We start from the raw sequence: 21,268 nt of genomic DNA on the forward strand, positions 1-21,268 counted from the left end.
CTAGTACAACAGGATTAGTAATTGATCCATCTTCAGGAATAATAAATATCGCTGATAGCGATGCAGGAGATTATGTAGTAACATATACTACCAATGGAACTTGTCCGAACTCTAGCCAAGTAAATGTAAATATAACTGAACTTGATGATCCTAGTTTCAACTATGATCAAGCAATCTATTGCGCCAATCAACCAAATACAACTCCAGCAATAACAGGTCTAGCAGGTGGAGTATTTGCTAGTACAACAGGATTAGTAATTGATCCATCTTCAGGAATAATAAATATCGCTGATAGTGATGCAGGAGATTATATAGTAACTTATACTACCAATGGAACTTGTCCAAACTCATCTAATTTTGATATCACTATTAATGATCTAGATAACGCGTCATTTTTATATACAAAATCTTCTTATTCTACTACCGAATCAGATCCAGCACCAACAGTGACTGGCATAACCGGTGGTGTTTTCACATCTACACCAATAGGGTTGGTTATTAATAGTAATACCGGAGAAATCGATATATCTAATTCAATACCAAATACATATACTATTACATATACTATAGCGAGAACTTGTGTTAATTCATCTAGTGTAAATATATCACTTACAGATATTACACCTCCAACGGCAAACATAACCACTTCGGAATCTAATCCAACAGGTAACTCTTCATTTGAAATTAATATTACGTTTAATGAGGATATCACTGGTTTCGATTTAAATGATATCATTGTAGAAAATGGAGTTGTAAATAATCTTTCTGGTGGAGGATTATCTTATCGTGCTACAGTCACTACAACTTTGCCAGGAACAGTTACTATTGACATTTATGGCGGTAGTTTTACAGATCTATACGGGAATGGAAATATCGCTGCAACTCAATTTAGGATTGATTTTGACAACACTTTAGGAATTGACGATGAAAATCTCTTAAATGATATTATCATCTATCCAATACCTTCAAAGAATACAATTAATATTTCAGGAGAAATTAATTTAAATTTAGAGCGTGCAGAATTTTTTGATATTCAAGGTAAATTAATACTTTCTACAGAACTAGATCGAAATAGCGTCATTAATAGTATCGATATATCCTCAATTCATTCTGGATTATATCTAATGAAAGTATATTCTGAAAAAGAATCTTTAACTAAAAAAATACTGAAAGAATAAAGTTGTTTTTTAGGTGTAATTTTATCAAATAAATAGAAGAATTAAAATACAAGAGACTTCTCTCCGGATAACATCCAAATAGCGAAAAAGAATGTATTTCGTATACCTTCAACTTAGATTATGTTTTATTCTTAAATTTTCTAATTCCCCACGCCACTTTATAGGTTCTATACAACAGATCATAAAGAACCATTTCATGTAAACGATTTTTAGATCTAAATAATCTATTCATAAGCATATGGATATAACTACTCATCATATCATCCAAAACAGTTTTATCTACTACAGACTGTATCTCTTTAACTAATGACTTGCTGTTTTTACTTTTCTCTTCTAAAACATCAATAATTGGAGCGTAATCAGGATCTGTATCTCTTTCAAAACTTAAGAAATTTTTAATTTTATCATGTTCATTTCGGAATTTTTTGTCCATCTGCTTTTTAAGCCCTTTATTCATTCCAAATTCAGAACCAAACCCTATCTTTAATCGTTCTAATAAAATTAACTTATCATCTTCAGTATAACCAAAATCCTGAAGTAGTTGATCAATAGCTCTAACTCCAAACAACCATCTCAACTCTTCTCCTTCATCTCCATCGATCATATCCAAAAAATCTACAATCATTTTACTATCCAAAAAGAACAATTTTTCTGACAAATCCATTGTTTTTACGCCATAGCGCTCTACTTCTCTTTGATACGTATCTAATTGTATTTTCCAAACCAGATCTTCATCAGAATACTCTTTAAGCAAACTATATAACGAATTGATAACCTCAGCAATATTTTCAGGTTTATTATAATGAAATCTTACCCTAATATGATGTTTTGGATCATTATATCTTATAAAAAACCATTTATCTATAATTCCTTTTTCTAAAAGGTGCGTAGCTATTGGTTTAATAATATCTGTGAGAATAAGGTCAGAGGTTTTAGGTCCTGTATATATTTTATAATACAACCATTCACTACCTATAATAAAGGATCTTTGTACATCACCCATTACTTCTGTATATTTTTCAGCTTCTTTTCATTGTAAAAAGACACTACAATTTGATTTGTAAACGCATTTTCTCCTTCTTTTACTACACTATCTTCTGAATGCAAAAACTCCTTTAGTTTAAATGTGCTTCTTTTCTTTACCGTATTAAGCAACATTTTCATTGATGTTGTATTCCTCGTATTGATTAACAGTTCATTATCCCCATCTGCAAGAAGCACAAATCGAGATAATTTTTTAGTCTCAATAAGTTTATTTAGTTCTTGGATGAACTTATCACCATCTTTCTGAACATTTAACAAAGGTTTGATTTCAGATAATGAAACATTCCAAGTTGCACTAGAAAGTATAACATCTTTATACTCAACTCTTGGCAAAAAATCATATTCTTCTGAAAATGGACCCCAATCAAAACCAATTCCACTTCGTACATTTTGAGTTTGCATGTTTGCTAAAAACTGATAAATAGGCAACGCATTACTAGAAAAATTATGCGCATTGGTTAAATGAGGCACTACTTCTTTATCAAATTTTTTAGACCGTAATTTCACCTTGCCATTTGGACTTGCAGAAATCATTAAATCATCTAACAAAAGTTGATCTTCATCAACGATAATAGATTTTGCTAAATAAGGGATTTCATACTTTCTAAAACTAGGTCTCATCAAAATATTACCAACTCTTGATTCTGGCAAATGAACTATCTCTGCTAAAATTTTGTTTGGATTTAACTTAGTTTCTAAGTCAACTATTTCTTGTGTATATTTATTTAAATCTTCATCACCGTGACAAAAACGCCCCAATAAATTAGCAGCACTAGAGCCTCCGCAACTAGACATTACTATTTTCTGTGATCCATCTATTTCTACCAATTCTATCATAGAAGAAATCGTATCTGGTAAATCTTCCCAATTCTCTTCTAAATCTTCAAAATCCTTATCAATTAACTCCAAGGAATGATTTCCTTCTTTAATACACGAAACTAGTTTTTTATGAAGAATTGATTGTATCGAAGACCATTTAACCTCTTTTACAGATACTTTTTGTTGTCTATAAGGTAGTACAAGATCATCAATGATCTGACTTACGTCTCCAGAATCTTTATCTTGTAAGAATCCAATTCCAAGCTCCACATCAAGAGCTTTTGATAAAGAAACTTCCCTACTTTCATATCGCTCGTAAAAAGCTGATTTAAATCTAGAAACAAACGTTTCTTTTGGGGGTAATGTTAATTTATTAAGCAACGATAACCCTTTCCTTATTTTCTTAACTGTATCATAACTAAGTGTGTTCTTCTCCACGGACAAATTCATATCCGTTTGGAACATATATTTTAATTCAAAACCTGTTTCTAATTTCTTAAGAGATTCACTAAGATTGATATACTCCTCTGCAGAATTTCCTATGTTTTCATCAATTTGTCTTAATGTTTGTTGAACACTTTCTAATTCAGAAATGATATGATCCGTCCCAGATAACTTTTTGAGAACCGGCATTATTTGCTCTAAAAACTCCGGTCCAGAAACCGATGGTTCTAATTCACTTATTAACAATTGACTTTCTACTAATTGATCAATAAACCCAGATGCATCTTCATAGCCTATTTCATCATCTACTAATACCTCGGTTAAATCATTAAGTAATGCTCCTTTTTTTACTTTAGCAAGTACTTTTTGTAGATATTCTGAATCCTCTACAGCAACAATATGATGTACTCTTCTACTATTTACATAAGAATATTCTACATATCTAAGTTGACTACCTGCTTTATATATACTCGTATTAGAATAAAATAGAAGTTGATTACGGATTTTCTTATCCTTTACAATATCCTGAGATAATGCCACAAGATAATTCATGTCCAATCTTGTATGACGATTATTCTTTGATTTACCAGAAAGTTCTATTGATGTTGTTGCTGAAAAATCTCCTACCGCAGTTCCTGCAAAAAGACCAAATGGAGTACATCTAGAAGACATCCTACTAAGATATTTTAAAACAGAGTACATCATCCGTTCCGATGCAGATTTCTCCTTTATTTCTCCATTTAACCACTTTTCAAACTCTTGATATAATGAAGGAGACGCAAGAAAAATTGCTTCTTTAACAATTTTATCACCACATACTTTCTTTAATTCTTCTTGGTCTAGTATTTCATTTTTAGTTAACTCCTTATAAAACGAAAAAGAAAACAATGGTGTTCTTAAAACGTATTTAGGAAAGTTTTTATAGCTCATAATGTTGCTATTTCAAATTAGCTGATTAATAAACATTCATCCCATTTTGTTTCAAATGGTGCTAAATAAGAGATGATACTCAGTCCTATTCCTGCCACACCTTCTAATAAATTCATTTCTTTTCTCCACCCTTCATCTGTGCCCCCAGACCACTGTTTATATCCCACATACCCATCTTCATGTATAGCCATATTAAGCCCCTGTTCCATCCAATAATCGGCTGTTTCTTTGAATATTGCTTTTTGTGTTTCGTTATACATATGATTATAAATCTGTACCATACCAAAGGTACCATGGCATAAACCATTATCCTTTACTTTAGTCTCTATAAGGTCTCTTCTTTTGCAAGAGTTTTCTACAGTGATTAGTCCTTTTTGAGCAATCATATCATTTCCTAAAACGTTTCCGACTCTCCATAAAGTCAAGCCTATTCCCAAATCTCCATAACACCAAGCCAATCGTTCATTATTCTTTTCCTTACCTTCATAAATCCAACTCGGAAAAAACGAAGAACAAGATACATCTTTGTTCTCATTACTTAGAATAAACTGTGTAGCTTTCTCTAGGATTGGCAATACTACATCGCGAAAATCATCATAGACAGTTAAACGAGATAAAAAGTTTATAATACTTGCCATTCCATGAGATAGGCTTAGATTAAACCCTTTAATTTCATCTTCTTCACTAAGGTAACTTTCCCATTTCATCATACCATTTTCCTCAATGGAAGCTCTTTTAAGAGAAGCAACAATTTCTAGAAGTTTTACTTTATAGGATTTTTTTAAATCTAAAGACTTTGTACTTTGATATCTCTTAAAAAAATAGAACCCAATCCCTATTGCTCCGTGAAGAAAATCATAAAATTTATCTTTCTCGCCCATCTGTACAATTGCCCTACTTAAGTAATCGTCTAAATCTGAGAGAAGGTCATCACTATCTATATCAATAAAGCCTTCTTCATCTAACAGTTCTATAGCCCAACCTGCTCCGGCAATTCCGGTACAAAAAGTAGGGAAACTATATCCTTCATTAATTCTTTCAATCACAGAAGATATAATCTCTACACCAACATCTGCATGTGATTCTTTTTCGGTAAACTTAGAATAATAAAACTGAAACAATGCGATTCCAGAAATACCTGATAAAACACCGACGTGCTCATTATTCTTATAATTCTCGGAAAGGATAGTACTTATACTTTCTAACTTATCTAACAAAATAGGTTTGAGATTATTCATTTTTTCTTCTTAAATAACACTATAAAAAAACTGCCTAAAATTAAGGCAGTTTTCGTCTTCAAAATATTAAAAAAACTTGTATTAAGATGTATACTATGGCATCATTTTTTAAAAATGTTTCAAAGTATGTCTCTTCAGTTTTTTTAGAAACAATATCTTCCAGGAGGAGGACAGCTATTAAGAGCATCTAGAGTAGGACAACAATGTGTTGGATCAATACCACCCTTTATTTTATTAAGGTTTAAGTCACTAATCGTTTGTTTTTTAAGCTCCAATTTTTTCAATGATTTTTTCATGATATTGTATAATATTTAAAATTACCTACTCTGTTTATGGTTTTCGGCTTCCCCATTTTTTTAAAATTACCTTTAACTCAATACGCAGTTTGGCAATTCTAATCAAGAATTTTTCTACTTTAAAATTATTGACAAAATAGGGGCATATAAAATTTAACATACGTATTTTGAACAAAATAAGGCATAAAAAAAACTCCATCACTGAAGTTTTTTTTATGTTCTTTTTTTATGGGATCTTAAAAACGATGTTGAGTTGGTTCACAATCAACATGAGAATTGCCTTCGTGTTCTGTAGGTAGGCAATCCCCTCCTTTTACTTTCCTCATAGTATTCAAGTTGATCCTAGCTACAGTAAGCTTTTTTAACGTAATTGCGTTTCTTTGTTTATTCTTCATGAGTATATGTTTTGTGCTTTATTTATTCCTTTAAAAAGATTACTAATAAATAAAAGTTAAGATATAAGAAATATACTTTTTATAACAATTAAATCATAATTAACAAACCGCATTTTGAACAAAATGCGGCGCTTACAATCGCATTTTAAATGTCTTTAATTTCATAAGGTAGTTTATCTATATTCTTTATATAATAAGACGGATTAAGTCCTGTTTTGGCTTTAAAATGTTTCGTAAAAGAGTTATCACTCTTGTACCCTATTTCTGAGGCTATTGAACTAATAGAAAATGATCTAAATTTTTTATCATTCTTTAATCTTTTTAGAGCATAGTCAATTCTTAAATCATTGATGTAATCATTGAAACTCTTTCCTTTATAAGTATTAATAATTTTAGAAAGATAAGTAGCGTTTGTTTTTACCTTTTTTGCAATTGATCTCAAGTTACAATCTAAACTTAAGAAATACTCTTGCTGTTCAATTTTATGCAATCCTTTGAGAACTTCACTGATTTTTCCATCATCAATTACAACCTCTTTCGTTACATCTTTTGTTACAGATGATTCTATTTTCTCTCTAGTTTCTAAATCTGATATTTTTTTAACAAGCTCATTAAATACAATTTTATTTGACTTTTGTTTTCTGAAATACGTAATTAATACTGCAATCATTATCAAAAAAACCAATACTAAACTCCCTAAAATATACTTCTTATATTTTTGTTCTTTTACTTGTTTACTTTCTAATGTTTTGATTTTATCCCCTAATTGTTGGGTATTTTGATCATATAATTTATTCACAGTCTTATCTTTATTTTTCTGGAACTGATCTTGTAATTCCTGATGCCTTGTAAACCAATGAATAGATGCATCTCCGTCTCCCATTTCTTTATAACTTTTAGCGAGAAGTACATGAGCATCAATAACTCTATTTTTTCTTAAATCACCATCCTTTAAAGCATTGATTGTTTCTAACAAATAATTAATTGCTTTGTCATAGGATTTAATCTCATAAAAATAACTAGCCAAAAAATAATTAACGTTGATTGATTGATTTGATCTTTTGCTAATTTTCAGATTCTCTAAAATATCCTCTGCCTTATACAAAAAATCTAACGCTTGGTCGAAATCCTTACTTTGATAAAAAACAATCCCTTTTTTAATATATAAATCGGCAATAGCTATTTGATAATCCAAAAGTTTACTCATTTTTATACCCTTGTCAGCATACTTTATAACAGAGTCGAACTTCTCTAAATCCAGATAAACTTCACTAATAATAGTTAATACGTTTACGTGGTTTCTACCATTTTTAAAAGATGTTTCATCAATAAAACTGAGCAATTCATTACACTCACGTAATGCCCTGTCTAACTGATTCATTCGTCTTAGAACAATTACTATATTGGATTTAGCCACAATCTCATTTTTAAGATCTGCTTTTTCATGCGACATTTCCAAAACCTTCTGATAAGCATCCAGTGCTTCTTGATTTTTCCAATCTTGTAAATAAGAATTCCCTTGTTTTTTATAAGCCTCACAAAGAATCTCATTATCGCCATTTGTAGATGCTATTTTTATAGCTTTATCTAGGTATGAAACACTTCTCTCGGAGTTTTCCTCCTTATAAAAATAATATCCAATTTCAGAATATATACGAGCTAGGTTTGTATTTGGAGTCTTATATTCATTTAGTGCTACTTCGTATATAAGACTTTTATCGGTTGAAGAATTTTTAATTAGATTTATTAATTCTGGAATAGTTTTATCTTTTAAACTATCTACCACAATTACACGGTGCTCTTGGGCGTTCATTTTTATCGCCAAAACACTGAATATAAAGATGCAATAAAGTAAATACTTTGAGGTATATCTATTAATCAAAAAAAACATTTAGAGTGATATTGTGTGATCATCCAAATGTAATGATTCTATTTAATCTAGAATTTAAGAGGATATTAGACGAATAAAATTTATCTAAAATTAATAGTACAACTCTGTGATTGTCCAAACCATTTTACTCTATTGCGAGATGCAAGTTTATAAATACTATCACGTAACATTCTTGGGATAAAGGCCAATAATGCAGCCACTCGTTTCCATTTTGGAATTTTAGAAATGATTCTTAAAAAACCGTCGGAATGCGTATGAGACCCGTTCTCATCGATAAGAATTACAGTATCCAATTGTTCCGTTGGATATCCATGCTTTTTTAGTAAATCTTGACCTTTTGGAGATTGGAATGGAGTAAAATGAAAAAGATCTTCTGGAGCAAACTGCATTAACCAACCGACAACACCATTACATAAATTACATTCTCCATCGAATATAATAACACTTTTGTTTAAAGAAGTTTCCATTTTATTGATTTTTAAGTTTTTACACGGTTATAGTCGTATAGAACCATCAATCATTTCAATACTACGGTTAGAATTATGATAAATTTTAGGATTATGTGTTGCAATTACCACTGCTTTATTTCTAGATCCAGTAATTTCCTTTAATAGTTCGAATATTAATTCAGAATTTTTTTGATCCAAATTTCCTGTTGGTTCATCAGCTACTATCAAGGAAGGATCATTAATTAATGCTCTAGCAATAGCTACTCGTTGTTGTTGACCACCAGAAAGTTGATATGACGGACGCTTTGCAAAACCTTTCATACCAACTTCACTCAATAGATTCAGTGCATCTTTTCTAATGTCATCTTTATTTTTTTTCGATAATTTCATTGCAGGCAGCATAACGTTCTGCAACACATTAAACTCTGGAAGCAAATAATGAAATTGATATACAAATCCTATATGTTTATTCCTGAAATCTGTGAGCGAACTAGCATTAAGGTCTTTAACTTCTTGATTATGTATTTTCAAGTTTCCTTCAAAATCCATATCGAGTGTTGATAAAATATAAAGTAAGGTAGATTTTCCGCTTCCAGATTCTCCATATACTGAAACGAGTTCTCCCTCAGGAACTGATAAAGAAACCTCTTTTAACACCTGATGTTTTTCGGGATCAAGAAAATATTTATTAATACATTGTGCTTCTAGAATCATATTCCTCTAATTATTGTTACAGGATCTACTTTACTTGCTTTTCTGGAAGGAAAATATCCAGCAATAATAGTTGTCAAAATACCAAATAGAAGCCCTAGAACATAATATGATATTTTAAAGTTTATTGGATATGTATCCACAATAATGAAATCCGAAGTATCCAAAGGCGTTGTCGAGATCATATAACTAATTATATACCCAAAAAATGCTCCGAAAAATGCTCCTAGAATTCCAATAATCAATGATTGTACGAGAAAAATAAAAACAATGTCTTTACTAGAGTATCCGATAGTTTTTAATACTGCAATATCTTTTCTCTTTTGAATAACAGTAATATTCAGAATATTATAAATCCCAAATCCTGCCACTAAAAGTAATGCGAAAGATACCGACCAAGTAAGAATATCCCGAACCTTATTCCCTATTACAATGGTCTTATTACTATCTTTCCAATCTTCTGTTGTAATATCATTGATATTCTGGATCAGATAATCTTTTAATCGAACGTTATCTCTGTTCCTTAGTTTTATATGGATATTAGAAATACTATTTTGGCCCAACAAATTCTGCAAAGTAGCTGCTGAAACATACGTTCTTACATTATCAATCGTAGTAATTCCAAAACTAAATATGCCAGAAACTTTTAGAACTATATTCTTCCCATTAGGAAGTATCATCTTAATTTGATCTCCAGCAGAAACTTGTAATCGTTTGGCAAGACTAATACCTAACAAAATAGTGTTCTCAGATGATAAACTTTGGAAACCTTCTCCTTCTATCAATCGTCTTTCCAGATCTACCATTTCATCTTCTTGATCAGGAAAAATCCCATTAATACTACCAGGGAATTGTTTAGCATCACTAATTAAAATCGCAGGTGAAATTATTTGGTGGGCAAATGATTCTACATTTTGATCTTTTTCCAAAAACTCATCAACCTTGTCACTGTTCTCTATATAATTTGTAGTAATGCCAGGTTTTTTTTTAGAATTCCTTTTTGTAGTGGCACTTATAATAATATCAGGACTACCATTAAAAACTGCATCATCCAAAAAATCATTAACACCTGTCATAAAATTAATCATAACAATAAATGTAGTTACGCCAAGCAATACACCTATTGTTGCTAAAAAACTTTGCTTTTTTCTAGCTGCTAAGTATTGTAACGCAATGAATATGTTGGTTTTATTAAAGACTTGTTCGGACATAGTTTATAGGTCGATAAAGCAAGATAAGCATTACAATGACAAAATAAGTCCAATAAAAATCCCTTTTTTATTAGACTTATTTTCTTTTTTTACTGCTTTTGGCCATTGGATTAAAATCTAAACATAACTGTATCCAATACTCTAAATCCTCATCAAAGTCAAATCCATCCGCTGTAACAAAAACATATCCTTTCATAGCTCTTCCTGTAAAATCCATAGGGTAACAGCCTTCTTTATGAATTGCTTTTTCATATGCCAATTCTCCTATGCGCGCCATCAAAAGATCAGTTTCCCGTTTTTTATCGTAATGAATACCACAACACATCTTATCATCGACCATAAAACATAGACCTCCCATCATTTTTTTTGCATAAAAGTTCACTCTTTTCTCATGGAAAATCTGATGAATTCGATCAGCTATATATTCACTGTATGCCATTATTGAATAGCTTCGATTAAATACTCATTTACTGGACGCATCACTTTCCAATAATTCATAAGTTCATTAATAAGAGAATCACTGGTTATAATAGATGGGGACACTTCTCCGACAAAATAAAATTGTTTATTCGCAATCAAAGGTTCTTTCTCATAAGCTTCCTTCCATTCTTTAGGTATTCGCTTTAACGCTCTTCCTTTAATCTCTCCAAATTTTTGAACAAAATCCTTATTTTCTATCAATTTTCTAAATTGTGAAGAATCTTGATCAATTTTAGTTCTTATACTATGTAATTGTTCCTTAGAAATCCCAAAACATCCACCCATAACTCCCACCATTTCGGGAGAAAAACGCAAAAACATACCAGGAACACTTTTGTCTTTTCGTCCACCTCCAGATACGAATGCAGTATAATATAGATTATATGGTGATTTATCTTTAGAAAAACGAATATCCTTATTGATACGAAGTATACAATCCTTAGGCTCAATATCTAACATGGGATCATATTTTTGTATCTCTTGAATCAATTTACCTAAAAAGATCTCAAAAGGCTTTTTTACACTCTCTTCATATCTTTTTTTATTCGCATGAAACCATTCTCTATGATTATTCGTGGATAGTTCTTCAAAAAAACCAACAAAATCATTTGTAAAATATTGCATAAATGAAATTAGTAACATTAAATATAATAAAACTATCTATTAGAGTGAAATCAAAACTTATACTCTACTGTATATATCTGATTATAAAAAATCATAAACCTTTAACCTCACTCTAGACAACAGAAAACAACATCTTAGGACATAGAATGAAATGCAACTCTATTTCCTTCAGTATCCAAAAATATTGCCATAAAACCATTTTCTCCAATAGAAGTTTTTGGCATAAGAATTTTACCTCCTGCCTTTTCCACACGTGCTAAAGGCACCGACAAATCTTCTCCTCCATTTAAGTAAGCGAATGTCCCTTGCTGAGAAGGCGTATTTCCATTACCGTGTGTTACACAACCTCCTACTCCTCCATCCATGTATGGGAAAAAAGCCATTTTAAACTCCAGTTCCATAGGCTGTAATTCCGCATTTAAAAGTTCATTGTAAAACTTTACTGCTCTTTCAAAATTCGTGCTTGGTATTTCAAACCAACTAATTGCATTTGACATAGTACTATATTGTATTAATTAAGAATAGATCAAAGGTATATGATCAAGGTCATTTAGAAAAACCTTATTTTTGAATAAACATAGGTTTCTAAAATGAAAAAAAACGAAGAGCTATTTTATTTGATTAAGTCATTAAGCAAAAGTGAAAAGCGTTACTTTAGACTAAGCTCAAAAGGAGGAGAAGATTCAGAATATCTACTACTTTTCAATGCAATAGAAGAACAAAAAAAATACAACGAAGCATTAATCAAAGCAACTTTTACCAACAAACCTTTTACAAACCAATTAACCACCATAAAAAACTATTTAAAACAACGTATTTTACAGTCTTTACGTAATTATCACTCTCGGATTTCCATACAAGCAGAGCTAACTGATATCATGCGAAATGTAGAAATTTTATTCCACAAAGGTTTATATACTATTTGTAATAGTGAACTGAATCGTGCAGAAAAAAAAGCAATCAACTTTCAACAAAATATATTATTATTTCAAATTAAAGATTGGAAGAGAAAAGTACACCAAGCTACACACCCTCAAGATTTTGACACCTTAAAAAACATTATTACCGAACAAAAGAACTCGCTAAATGCAACTACAGATTATATTCATCTTTTATTAGCCAACATCGACCCTATTAGCTCTTCATTATCACATAAAAAAACGAATCATTTACACAATAAAACACTAAAAACCCTTCATTTATACAGAAAACAACTTGCAGCAAAGAACTACAATAAAGCAAAATCTACCATAGAAAAAATACTAAAAGAATGGGAACAAAAGCCAGAATTACTTAAGGAATATTTTACAACTTATTTTTCTGTATACAACAACTACCTGGGATATCTTGTGTTTGAAAAACTATACAAAGAAGCTTTTGTAAGAATCCTCGTTCTAAAACAAAAGACACAAGAAATTAGCATCAATTCTGCTTCATTAATAAAAGAAACATTACGTCTATATAATATTGAACTCGAAATTCACAGGTATTTAAAGGATCTCCATAATACACAAGAAGTTATCGAAAACATTCAAGAGTTCATCACGAAGAATAAAAAAGTTATTCCTAGTAATTACTGGTTGTCTTTCCGTTTTCAGTTTGCTAATATTTATTTTCAAAAAAAAGATTATAACAACGCATTATTTTGGATTAACGACATACTTAATAATCAAACAAAAAAGGATCGAAAAGACTTAATTACATATATTTATTGGCTTAATCTCTTAACTCATTACGAGCTCAGAAATGGTTTTTCATTGCGATACTTAATTAATGCTATCAAAAAGCATATAAAAAAGCAAAAAAACATAGATTCCTATGAAAAAATATTATTGAAATTTTTGACCAAAACAGTTGAGTATTCTGAGAAAGACAAAAAAAATGCTTTTAAGCAATTATCAATTGAGTTGAAAAAAGATCCTATCCCAAAATTTACAAATGGATATATCGATTTTAATGAATGGATCGAACACAGATGTTAATCACCCTAATCATCTGAATAAAATTTTTAGATAATACTTTAAAAAAAATCCATGACAGATCATCTTAAACATAACTGTTCAGAATTAAAAAATATAAAAGCCCATAGTTTAACTACAAGCTTACTAAATTAATCATATCTAGATTTTATTAATCAGAATAATCTGGTTTAGAATTACCATATAGCGGTAATCCTTCTATAGGATACAATTTATCTTTATTAAATCCATCAAACTTATAATTATCTAGAGTAAAATAATAAACATAGCTGCCCTCTTTTTTCGGTGAAAGTAATTGTATACTTATCTTACTTGGTAAATGCGCACCAATACTGGTCTCCTTTCTATCAAATCTAACTGTACCATGCTGTAATCCTTTTGGCATTGTAATAAAAAAGTCATTAATTGTAACTTCTGTAAGATCTATAAAACCAGTTTCTTTGTTGATATAAATTAACCAACGATCATATTTATTATTTGGCTCTTCGGATCCCCAAGTGGCATACACCAAATCATATTGTTTATTTTCAAATTCCTTTTCTCCAGCGTATCTTATAATTGTAGCATCCAACATTCTAAATGGAGATTCTAATATATAATGATATGTAGCTAACCCCCAGATATATCGATCATGTTCATGTTTTTTTATTTTGCTATTTTCATATTTAATTTTATATCCTTGCCAAGATTGTAATCCCTGTATAGTTCCTTTTTTTCTACCTTCAAGGTATTGTAATTGTCCATCAAAAGTATTGGTAGCAAACCGAAATTGAAGATCATTTTTATTATTTCCTGGAAAAGCATTCATAGGCATAACTAGCCAACCTTTCTTCCAGTTAAATTGTGCCGTTACTTCATATACATCCGTTTTGGAAAGTTGATTGTACCCCATTTTTTCCATAGAGGTTTGTAAAAGTTCTCTTCCCTTTGTTTCTGTTTGATCGGGGTTACTTATTAAATAGTCACTTCGTAAATCAACCGATGAGCAGGACTGAATGATCAAAACAACAGTGATAATAGTTATCAATTTGATTAATGATTTCATGATTCTTTAGATTAAAATTAAACGCTGGTTTTCTTTTGTAAATTTTTTAAAGCTTTCTTCATTACTGATGGTAACATGACATTTTTAGCCATCCATTTCTTTATAATATTTCCATTAGGGTCATAGTACTGAGTCCAAACAACTTCTGTTCCTTCCATTTTTTCAATAAGCTTAAAATATCCCAAATGATTCTTAACAATGTGCATATCCGAAATCATATATGCATATCCATATGGTGGATCCCAATGCACTATTTTTTCTTCCAATAAATCAGGACCAAATTGACAATTACGCTCACACCCCTCTTCCCAGGTACCTTTTGAATCTGCTTTGATAAGATCCACATCTTTAATCATTGGCATCCAAGATGTCATTGCCTTGTGATCAGAAATTACATCCCAAACTCTATCAATTGGTGCATTTATAAATCTCCGTATTTCAAGTTGCTTAGGAGCATTGGTAAATTGATTTACATTTAATATTATCATATTATATATTTTAATTAGACCATTCTACTTTTTTTATTTTAAAAAAATATTAAGCTTTTATAAACTTAAAAGTCATTTCTAACCAAGTATCCATATCCTTTCTAGATCTTTCCACTTTCATCTTGAAAAATGTTCCATAAAATCCAGAATGTAAATAATTAGCTATTTCTTTAGGAGTAAAACTACTTGTAATTTCTTTTACTTCTTGACCTTTCCTTGCTACCTCAGCTATTATATCTAGCCATTGATCAAATTGTTCTTTTGTTTCCTCTGCTAACGAATCATACAGCCTTCCTGTCTCATTCCCCAAATTATTGATCAGACATCCACTGCAGAAATTATCTTCTTCATTATATCCAATTAATAACTTATAAAATGACTTTAAAGTATTAATTGGTGTTTCTTCTGATTTCTGGAATATATCCTGAAGCCATTTTCTATTTCCTTCTCCATAATATTGAATTACCTGTCTGGCAAAATCTTCTTTCGATTCAAAAAAATTATAAAAAGAACCTTTAGGAATACCTGCCTCTTTAAGGATCTGATTAATACCAACGTGATGATACCCATTCTTACGGATCACTTGATAACCAACCTCTAAAATATCTTCTTTATTATGTTTATATCCCATTCTGCGGTAAATATATAAAAATTATTCTAAACTAGACCAATTGGTTTATTTTTCTAAAATTTAACTAAAAGGTTTAAGCAACCTTAAACCTTTTAGCTCTTACCATAACCGAACCACCTTATCCTTTTACCACTTTTACATTAGGGTATCTCTTCTTAATTTCTTTATACTTACCATTAACTGCATTTACCTTTTCACCTGTTTCTACATAATGCTTTAATCCTATTAAAGTCCCTTTTAATGTATTCTTAAAATTTCCTTTAGCAATCGCTCCAATAAATGCAGGTTTAGTTCTAAATTGAAACTCATATGAAGCTGTAGAGGTTCCATTTCCATTATCTTTTACTCGGTAATAAGCTTGTGAGTTGTCTAAATCTAACGGGAACTTTTCTGCATCTATTACAATATTACGCATTATCATATTTTGCATATCAATTTCTTCAATACGCTCATGAGTCCAACGTGTCCCTTTTTCATTAAAGCTACATTTCCGTTTAGCTCCTTGTTCTCCTTTTAGGGATCCGCTTATATAATTAGAACTATATATATATGGTGAGAAATTAGAAATTTCACCATAATCAAGTACCATAGCTTCCCAAACTCTATCAGCTGACGCATTAATTTCGACCTCTACTTTTATTGTTCGGTATTTTTTTGACATGCTTTGCGCAAACGACACAGTAGAGTTTATTATAAATACTACTGTTAATGCTAACATGGATCTAGTTGTAATTTTCATATTGTTTTTTAAGGTTATGCTGCTTTTATTGGATTTTTTTTAAAATACTTTTGGTCTGATTTGATTTTTGCATCAGTCTGTTTACCCGTCTCAATAAAATACCTAAGATCTTCCAAAGTCTGAATTATATCTTTTTTCATTTTAGGTATAATCATCCAGCCCATAATAATCCTGGGTATAGTAGCAAATTCAATTTCCAAATCAATTGAAACTTCAGATGTATTAATACTTTTAGAAGTTACTTTCCAAGTATTAACAGCACTTTTCATCATAGATGGTAATCCATCAGCATAGTAGCGATACATCATATTTTTTTCATCTACTTCTTCTACAATTTCACTTATCTCACCCCAAGTAGACACACAAGTTCGTCCACCATCTGGACTTCCAGGTACTTTTCTAGTTTCTGATGTATTTACGGTACTGGCCCATTGACAGACTTCTCCATAATCATCCCATAATACTTCCCAAACCTTACTTGCCGGGGCAGCAACCTGAATTGTTTTTTGAAATTTCATAATGTTCTATTTTTCGTTTCTACTTAGATGCACCTCATTAGTTTGTGTGACAAATTTGTATAATAAAGCCCGAACAAAATGTTCGGGCTTTATTTACTAATTAATGAGTGGTTTTTAATTAAGGTTCATTAATTTTTTTACATGTTCATCGTTTACAACATCTTCCAAAAATGTTCTTTTATCAAAATCTTTCTTATAAGGAAGTTCCTGATACAATTGAGCATATTTATCATCCACGTAGTCCAACATTGTATCTGCTTTTGGCTTTACTAGGTTTCTAAACGCTGAATACTCTGACCGATTGAATAATAAATTTTTACTATCTATCGCTTTCCCTTTAATTGCATAGGTAACTTTTTTATGACAACGACAAGGATTACTTTTATTAACTAATCCACATTTATTATTCATAAAATTAAAGAGATCTGCTCTAGCTCTTGATAATCGTTTTCTAAAATTATCTTTTGATATTCCTAAAATCTCAGAACCTACTGTATGATCTGCATTAAACATCTCTCCGAGTATAAAAGTTATACGTTGCTCTTTTGTTAAACATAATAACATCCCACTCATACACATATAATTCATTTCACGAATCACTTTTTTATTTTCTTCTCGCTCTAAAGTAGTAAGTGGAACATCTGGTGTATTATCAAGCGCCAGCTCCATTGCATCAAAACTATCTAAAACAGTCTCGGTAGTCTTTCGTTTAGACATCAAGAAATGATTTGCCACAATTCTATAGAGCCAAGTTCTAAAAGAACTCTCTCCCTTAAATTGAGAGAGTTTGGTAATTACTTTGATATTTACTTCTTGGGTTAAATCCTCTGCATCCATTGGGTTTCTTACCATTTTCCAAGCAATGTTATATATGTATGGTTGATGCTTCAGAATTAATACCTCTAGAGATTTTTTATTCCCTGATCTAGCCTCATTGACTAATTGAATATCTGCGGTGTCTCCAATATATTCTTTCAAAAATGGATTATTCATGGGTTCTTTTTCTTAGTTAGATGCACAAATCCTAAATGTGTGACAACTAATAAAGATACTAATTTGAATAACCTATTTATAAAGAGTTTATCATTCGATTAACAGTATTTACATAGTCTATATAGTATCTTTAATTACATAATAGCAAACCACTTAAAACCAAAACCATGAAAACTATTCAATTTATCAAGTTTGGAATCCTAAGTCTTCTATTAATATTCTTAAGTTGTGATCAAAAAAAGGAGAAAGATAGTTCGGAAAACACAGTTGCTGAAGTTGCAAAAAAAGAAACACCTAAAAAGAAAGAGATTACTTATAATGTGAACGCTCCAGAGACGATTATTAGAGCAATTGCTGAGGCATCAGGAGGATGGAATAACTTATGGAACTTAAAAGATGTAGAATACACATATACATATGAGCAAGCAGATGGTAAAAAAGACGTATCTATAGAACGTTATCTTTTTGATGGTGAGTATTCTTGGGGTAAATACTCTACTCATCAGGTTAATGTACTTCCTGAAGGAACAAAGCCCATTGTACAAAGCTTTGTTAAAGGAAAATCTTCTGTGAGTATGGATGGCAAAAAAATGACGGACGAAAAAATGATTGCAACTACGGATTTTCTCCGTCAGGTAAACTATTACTGGTTTATGATGAACTTTAAAATTGGTGATCCAGGTACTACCTACCAATATATTGGACAAGATACTGTAGATGAAAAGGTATATGATAAAGTATCTATAGCTTATGATCCTCAAAAAACAGGTAAGGAAGCTAATGACGCTTATATTTTATATGTTAATCCCGAAACCAAGTTAATTGATCAATTTTATTTTTCATTACCTGCTTGGGGAATTAATGATACCGTGTTGTTAATGAAAGTTAAGTATACTAAAATTGACGGTATACAGGTATCTACACATCGACACGTCTATATTCCAAATGAAAAAGGAGAATATCCAGAAGAGCCTTCTTTATCAGAGGTTTCTACAGATATAAAATTCAATAACGGATTCACTGTTGAAGATTTTAAGATTTAAAAACCTTCTAAATATTTTTAAAAGTTGTCACAGGTTCATATTTAATGAATCTAAAAAATGTAATAACTTTTAAAAATAATACGATGAAACTTACAAGAATTTTATGCTTAGTAATGCTTGCAGGATTGGGGTCAATACAACTTAATGCTCAAAAATCAAATGCTAATGTTACACTAACAAAATTAGTAGACACTTCTGCTGATAATGTTTGGAATAAACTAAGACAACTAGATGATATTGATAAATACTCTTCTGTAATCGCAAAAGTGAAATGGACCGGTGAAAAAGGAATTGGTGGCCAAAGAATATGTACATCTGCTGATGGACAAGGATATTTTAAAGAAAGTATCATTGGATTTGATGATCAAAATCGTACCTATACGTATGCATTGATCGAAGGCGTTCCTGCAAAAGGAATGGTCAATAATTTTAAGGTAATAGATTTAGGGTATCAAAAATCAATGATTGTTTGGACCAGTAGTTATGAGAAGTTCATGAAAAATCCACAAATGAACGAAGAACAATTCTTAGGTTTTTTAAACCAATCAGCTGGAGAAATGATCAACAATGTAGCAATTGCTGCAGCAAAATAATCAGAAAAATATATCGTAGGGATGTTTGGAGTGTATTATTTCAAACATCTCTACTAAAATCATTTGCTGATGGAATCGAAATCCTTCCTTATTTATACCATATGTCTATTTATTTACAGTGTAACAATTGGTCAGGAACAAACCATTATAATAAGCAGTAAACACCTCTCTAAAAAAGTGAAAATTACTACCTATAATACTTATAAAAAAAATAAAATAAAGCATTTAATATATGTTACAGATGGTCAAAAACTCATAAATCACGGTGGACTCCAAAAAATCAAATCTTTGACTAAAAATGAAAAAATTCCCTATGCTTATTATGTTTTTATAAGTACTATAAATCCCGAAACTAATCAAGATCTCAGGAACTTCTATTTCTTTAACAATTCAAAATATCTCGACTTCTTTGAGTCCGAGTTAATTCCTAAAATTGAAACATCACTTACAAATAGCCGTTTTCAACCTGAAGATCGTTCTTTAATTGGAATATCTTTTGGGGGATTAAATGCAGCATATTTTTCTTCAAAATCTGAAAAGTTCAAAAACTTTGGATTACTATCTCCGGTAACGTATCCCAAAAAAGAAGAACTAATTCAAAACATTATTTTTTCAAAAAACAAAAACCTTAAGATCTTCCTTTCTACAGGAACCAATGACGCAGAAAGTTATGTGAAAGACCTGAAAGCAATATATACTTCAAAAGGTTATAAAATCAAGACATTAAAAACCGCTGGAAATCATGATTTCAAAAACTGGAACAAGCAATTAGAAACAATAATTAAGTATTTACTAATCAAATAGTTATTTCGGTTAAACAAAATTTTAACACAATAAAATTTTGTTTAATAGACGAGTGGTCATACTTTTGCTTACTTAAAATTGAAGATAATGCCAAAGACCTTAAGACATGAAATCAAAGCAGACCAACTTTTAGAAAAAGGGTTGGAAATCATTTGGTCTAAAGGATATAATGGTACCAGTGTTAATGATATCGTTAAAGCAGCAGATGTTCCCAAAGGTTCTTTTTATTTTTATTTTGATAGTAAAGAAGACTTTGCCATCAAAGCATTAGATAAATATTTTACAATGCAATTTACTCCGGCTTTAGAGGTTTTAAAGAATAGTCTAGGATCTCCTAAGCAACGCTTATTGAATTTCTATGAGTTTCGTGTTAAGGTGTTAAAAGAGCAATTAAATTGTAAAATGGGTTGCTTGGGATGTAACTTAAGCAATGAAATGTCTGAGCATAATGAAAAAATTAGAAATGCAGTTTTAGACAGACATAATCTAATTAAAAAAGAAATTATTACCGTAGCTAAAGAAGCACAAGAATTGGGCGAAATAAACGCTTCTATTGACATAGAAGATCTGATAGGCTTTATTGAAGATGCCGGAAAAGGGGCAATGACTACGATGAAAGAAATGAAAGATGCATATCCTGTAGATAATCACATGAACATCGTAAAAAGTGTATTACTTAAGTAGTATTTTTTTGATTTACATATAGACGACTGGTCAATTATTAT

The 21,268-nt window shown here is 30.7% G+C and carries 24 protein-coding genes; 6 read left to right on the forward strand and 18 right to left on the reverse strand.

Going from position 1 to position 21,268, the window contains the following annotated elements:
• Window positions 1–1,178: Ig-like domain-containing protein (locus tag BMY33_RS04375; protein ID WP_139195585.1), on the forward strand; the 1,178-nt coding region annotated here is incomplete at its 5' end.
• A 118-nt stretch (window positions 1,179–1,296) separates the two neighbouring features.
• On the opposite strand, the gene BMY33_RS04380 is transcribed toward BMY33_RS04375, so the two are convergent.
• The 12 genes from BMY33_RS04380 to BMY33_RS04425 all read right to left on the reverse strand — a co-directional run bounded on the left by BMY33_RS04380 (window position 1,297) and on the right by BMY33_RS04425 (window position 12,207).
• Entirely contained in the window at window positions 1,297–2,181 is an 885-nt protein-coding gene (locus BMY33_RS04380) for a thiopeptide-type bacteriocin biosynthesis protein (protein ID WP_091406101.1), read from the reverse strand.
• Window positions 2,181–4,415 carry a lantibiotic dehydratase family protein gene (locus BMY33_RS04385; protein WP_091406103.1) on the reverse strand — a complete coding sequence of 745 codons (2,235 nt, stop codon included), beginning with the start codon at window positions 4,413–4,415 and terminating at the stop codon, window positions 2,181–2,183. Before BMY33_RS04385 ends, BMY33_RS04380 begins: the two co-directional genes overlap by 1 nt.
• Window positions 4,416–4,432: 17 nt before the next feature.
• Window positions 4,433–5,653, reverse strand: a complete 1,221-nt coding sequence (locus BMY33_RS04390; RefSeq protein ID WP_091406105.1) for a lanthionine synthetase C family protein — start codon at window positions 5,651–5,653, stop codon at window positions 4,433–4,435.
• Between the two features lie 143 nt (window positions 5,654–5,796).
• Window positions 5,797–5,949 (reverse strand): hypothetical protein, encoded by a 153-nt coding sequence (locus BMY33_RS23370; RefSeq protein ID WP_170837002.1) that lies wholly within the window; start codon window positions 5,947–5,949, stop codon window positions 5,797–5,799.
• Window positions 5,950–6,185: 236 nt separating this feature from the next.
• Entirely contained in the window at window positions 6,186–6,344 is a 159-nt protein-coding gene (locus BMY33_RS23375; RefSeq protein WP_170837003.1) for a hypothetical protein, read from the reverse strand.
• Between the two features lie 145 nt (window positions 6,345–6,489).
• The gene (locus tag BMY33_RS04395; RefSeq protein WP_170837004.1) at window positions 6,490–8,157 is read right to left on the reverse strand and encodes a helix-turn-helix domain-containing protein; all 1,668 of its coding nucleotides are present in this window, start codon (window positions 8,155–8,157) and stop codon (window positions 6,490–6,492) included.
• Between the two features lie 158 nt (window positions 8,158–8,315).
• Window positions 8,316–8,702, reverse strand: coding sequence for a thiol-disulfide oxidoreductase DCC family protein (locus BMY33_RS04400; RefSeq protein ID WP_091406109.1), 387 nt, complete (start codon window positions 8,700–8,702; stop codon window positions 8,316–8,318).
• Window positions 8,703–8,729: 27 nt separating this feature from the next.
• Window positions 8,730–9,398, reverse strand: a complete 669-nt coding sequence (locus tag BMY33_RS04405) for an ABC transporter ATP-binding protein (RefSeq protein WP_091406111.1) — start codon at window positions 9,396–9,398, stop codon at window positions 8,730–8,732.
• Window positions 9,395–10,606 carry an ABC transporter permease gene (locus tag BMY33_RS04410; protein ID WP_091406113.1) on the reverse strand — a complete coding sequence of 404 codons (1,212 nt, stop codon included), beginning with the start codon at window positions 10,604–10,606 and terminating at the stop codon, window positions 9,395–9,397. The genes BMY33_RS04405 and BMY33_RS04410 overlap by 4 nt, the downstream gene beginning before the upstream one ends.
• Window positions 10,607–10,682: 76 nt before the next feature.
• Window positions 10,683–11,045: a TfoX/Sxy family protein gene (locus BMY33_RS04415; protein WP_091406115.1), complete on the reverse strand. Its 363-nt coding sequence runs from the start codon at window positions 11,043–11,045 to the stop codon at window positions 10,683–10,685.
• A complete protein-coding gene (locus BMY33_RS04420; protein WP_170837005.1) occupies window positions 11,045–11,710 on the reverse strand; it encodes a DUF2461 domain-containing protein in 666 nt (221 codons plus the stop codon). The genes BMY33_RS04415 and BMY33_RS04420 overlap by 1 nt, the downstream gene beginning before the upstream one ends.
• A 134-nt stretch (window positions 11,711–11,844) precedes the next feature.
• Complete coding sequence (locus tag BMY33_RS04425; protein ID WP_091406118.1) at window positions 11,845–12,207, reverse strand: VOC family protein; 363 nt, start codon at window positions 12,205–12,207, stop codon at window positions 11,845–11,847.
• A 93-nt stretch (window positions 12,208–12,300) separates the two neighbouring features.
• Between BMY33_RS04425 and BMY33_RS04430 the strand changes: the two genes are divergently transcribed.
• The gene (locus tag BMY33_RS04430) at window positions 12,301–13,692 is read left to right on the forward strand and encodes a hypothetical protein (protein ID WP_091406119.1); all 1,392 of its coding nucleotides are present in this window, start codon (window positions 12,301–12,303) and stop codon (window positions 13,690–13,692) included.
• A 148-nt stretch (window positions 13,693–13,840) separates the two neighbouring features.
• Here BMY33_RS04430 and BMY33_RS04435 read toward each other — a convergent pair whose 3' ends face one another.
• From BMY33_RS04435 to BMY33_RS04460, 6 genes are all read right to left on the reverse strand, one after another.
• Window positions 13,841–14,734 carry a hypothetical protein gene (locus BMY33_RS04435; RefSeq protein ID WP_091406121.1) on the reverse strand — a complete coding sequence of 298 codons (894 nt, stop codon included), beginning with the start codon at window positions 14,732–14,734 and terminating at the stop codon, window positions 13,841–13,843.
• Between the two features lie 17 nt (window positions 14,735–14,751).
• A complete protein-coding gene (locus BMY33_RS04440; RefSeq protein WP_091406123.1) occupies window positions 14,752–15,222 on the reverse strand; it encodes an SRPBCC family protein in 471 nt (156 codons plus the stop codon).
• 49 nt (window positions 15,223–15,271) lie between these two features.
• Entirely contained in the window at window positions 15,272–15,853 is a 582-nt protein-coding gene (locus BMY33_RS04445) for a TetR/AcrR family transcriptional regulator (protein WP_091406125.1), read from the reverse strand.
• A 118-nt stretch (window positions 15,854–15,971) separates the two neighbouring features.
• Window positions 15,972–16,592: an SRPBCC family protein gene (locus BMY33_RS04450; RefSeq protein WP_091406127.1), complete on the reverse strand. Its 621-nt coding sequence runs from the start codon at window positions 16,590–16,592 to the stop codon at window positions 15,972–15,974.
• A 14-nt stretch (window positions 16,593–16,606) separates the two neighbouring features.
• The gene (locus tag BMY33_RS04455) at window positions 16,607–17,110 is read right to left on the reverse strand and encodes an SRPBCC family protein (protein ID WP_091406130.1); all 504 of its coding nucleotides are present in this window, start codon (window positions 17,108–17,110) and stop codon (window positions 16,607–16,609) included.
• Between the two features lie 114 nt (window positions 17,111–17,224).
• Window positions 17,225–18,103, reverse strand: coding sequence for an RNA polymerase sigma factor (locus BMY33_RS04460; protein WP_091406132.1), 879 nt, complete (start codon window positions 18,101–18,103; stop codon window positions 17,225–17,227).
• Window positions 18,104–18,270: 167 nt separating this feature from the next.
• Between BMY33_RS04460 and BMY33_RS04465 the strand changes: the two genes are divergently transcribed.
• The 4 genes from BMY33_RS04465 to BMY33_RS04480 all read left to right on the forward strand — a co-directional run bounded on the left by BMY33_RS04465 (window position 18,271) and on the right by BMY33_RS04480 (window position 21,227).
• Window positions 18,271–19,146, forward strand: coding sequence for a DUF6503 family protein (locus BMY33_RS04465; RefSeq protein ID WP_091406134.1), 876 nt, complete (start codon window positions 18,271–18,273; stop codon window positions 19,144–19,146).
• A gap of 83 nt (window positions 19,147–19,229) precedes the next feature.
• Window positions 19,230–19,739: an SRPBCC family protein gene (locus BMY33_RS04470; protein ID WP_211482374.1), complete on the forward strand. Its 510-nt coding sequence runs from the start codon at window positions 19,230–19,232 to the stop codon at window positions 19,737–19,739.
• Window positions 19,740–19,808: 69 nt separating this feature from the next.
• Window positions 19,809–20,543 carry an alpha/beta hydrolase gene (locus BMY33_RS04475; protein WP_091406136.1) on the forward strand — a complete coding sequence of 245 codons (735 nt, stop codon included), beginning with the start codon at window positions 19,809–19,811 and terminating at the stop codon, window positions 20,541–20,543.
• An 87-nt stretch (window positions 20,544–20,630) separates the two neighbouring features.
• A complete protein-coding gene (locus BMY33_RS04480; protein ID WP_091406138.1) occupies window positions 20,631–21,227 on the forward strand; it encodes a TetR/AcrR family transcriptional regulator in 597 nt (198 codons plus the stop codon).
• Window positions 21,228–21,268: the final 41 nt, after the last annotated feature.

Source organism: Aquimarina amphilecti (assembly GCF_900109375.1).
GTDB lineage: Bacteria > Bacteroidota > Bacteroidia > Flavobacteriales > Flavobacteriaceae > Aquimarina > Aquimarina amphilecti.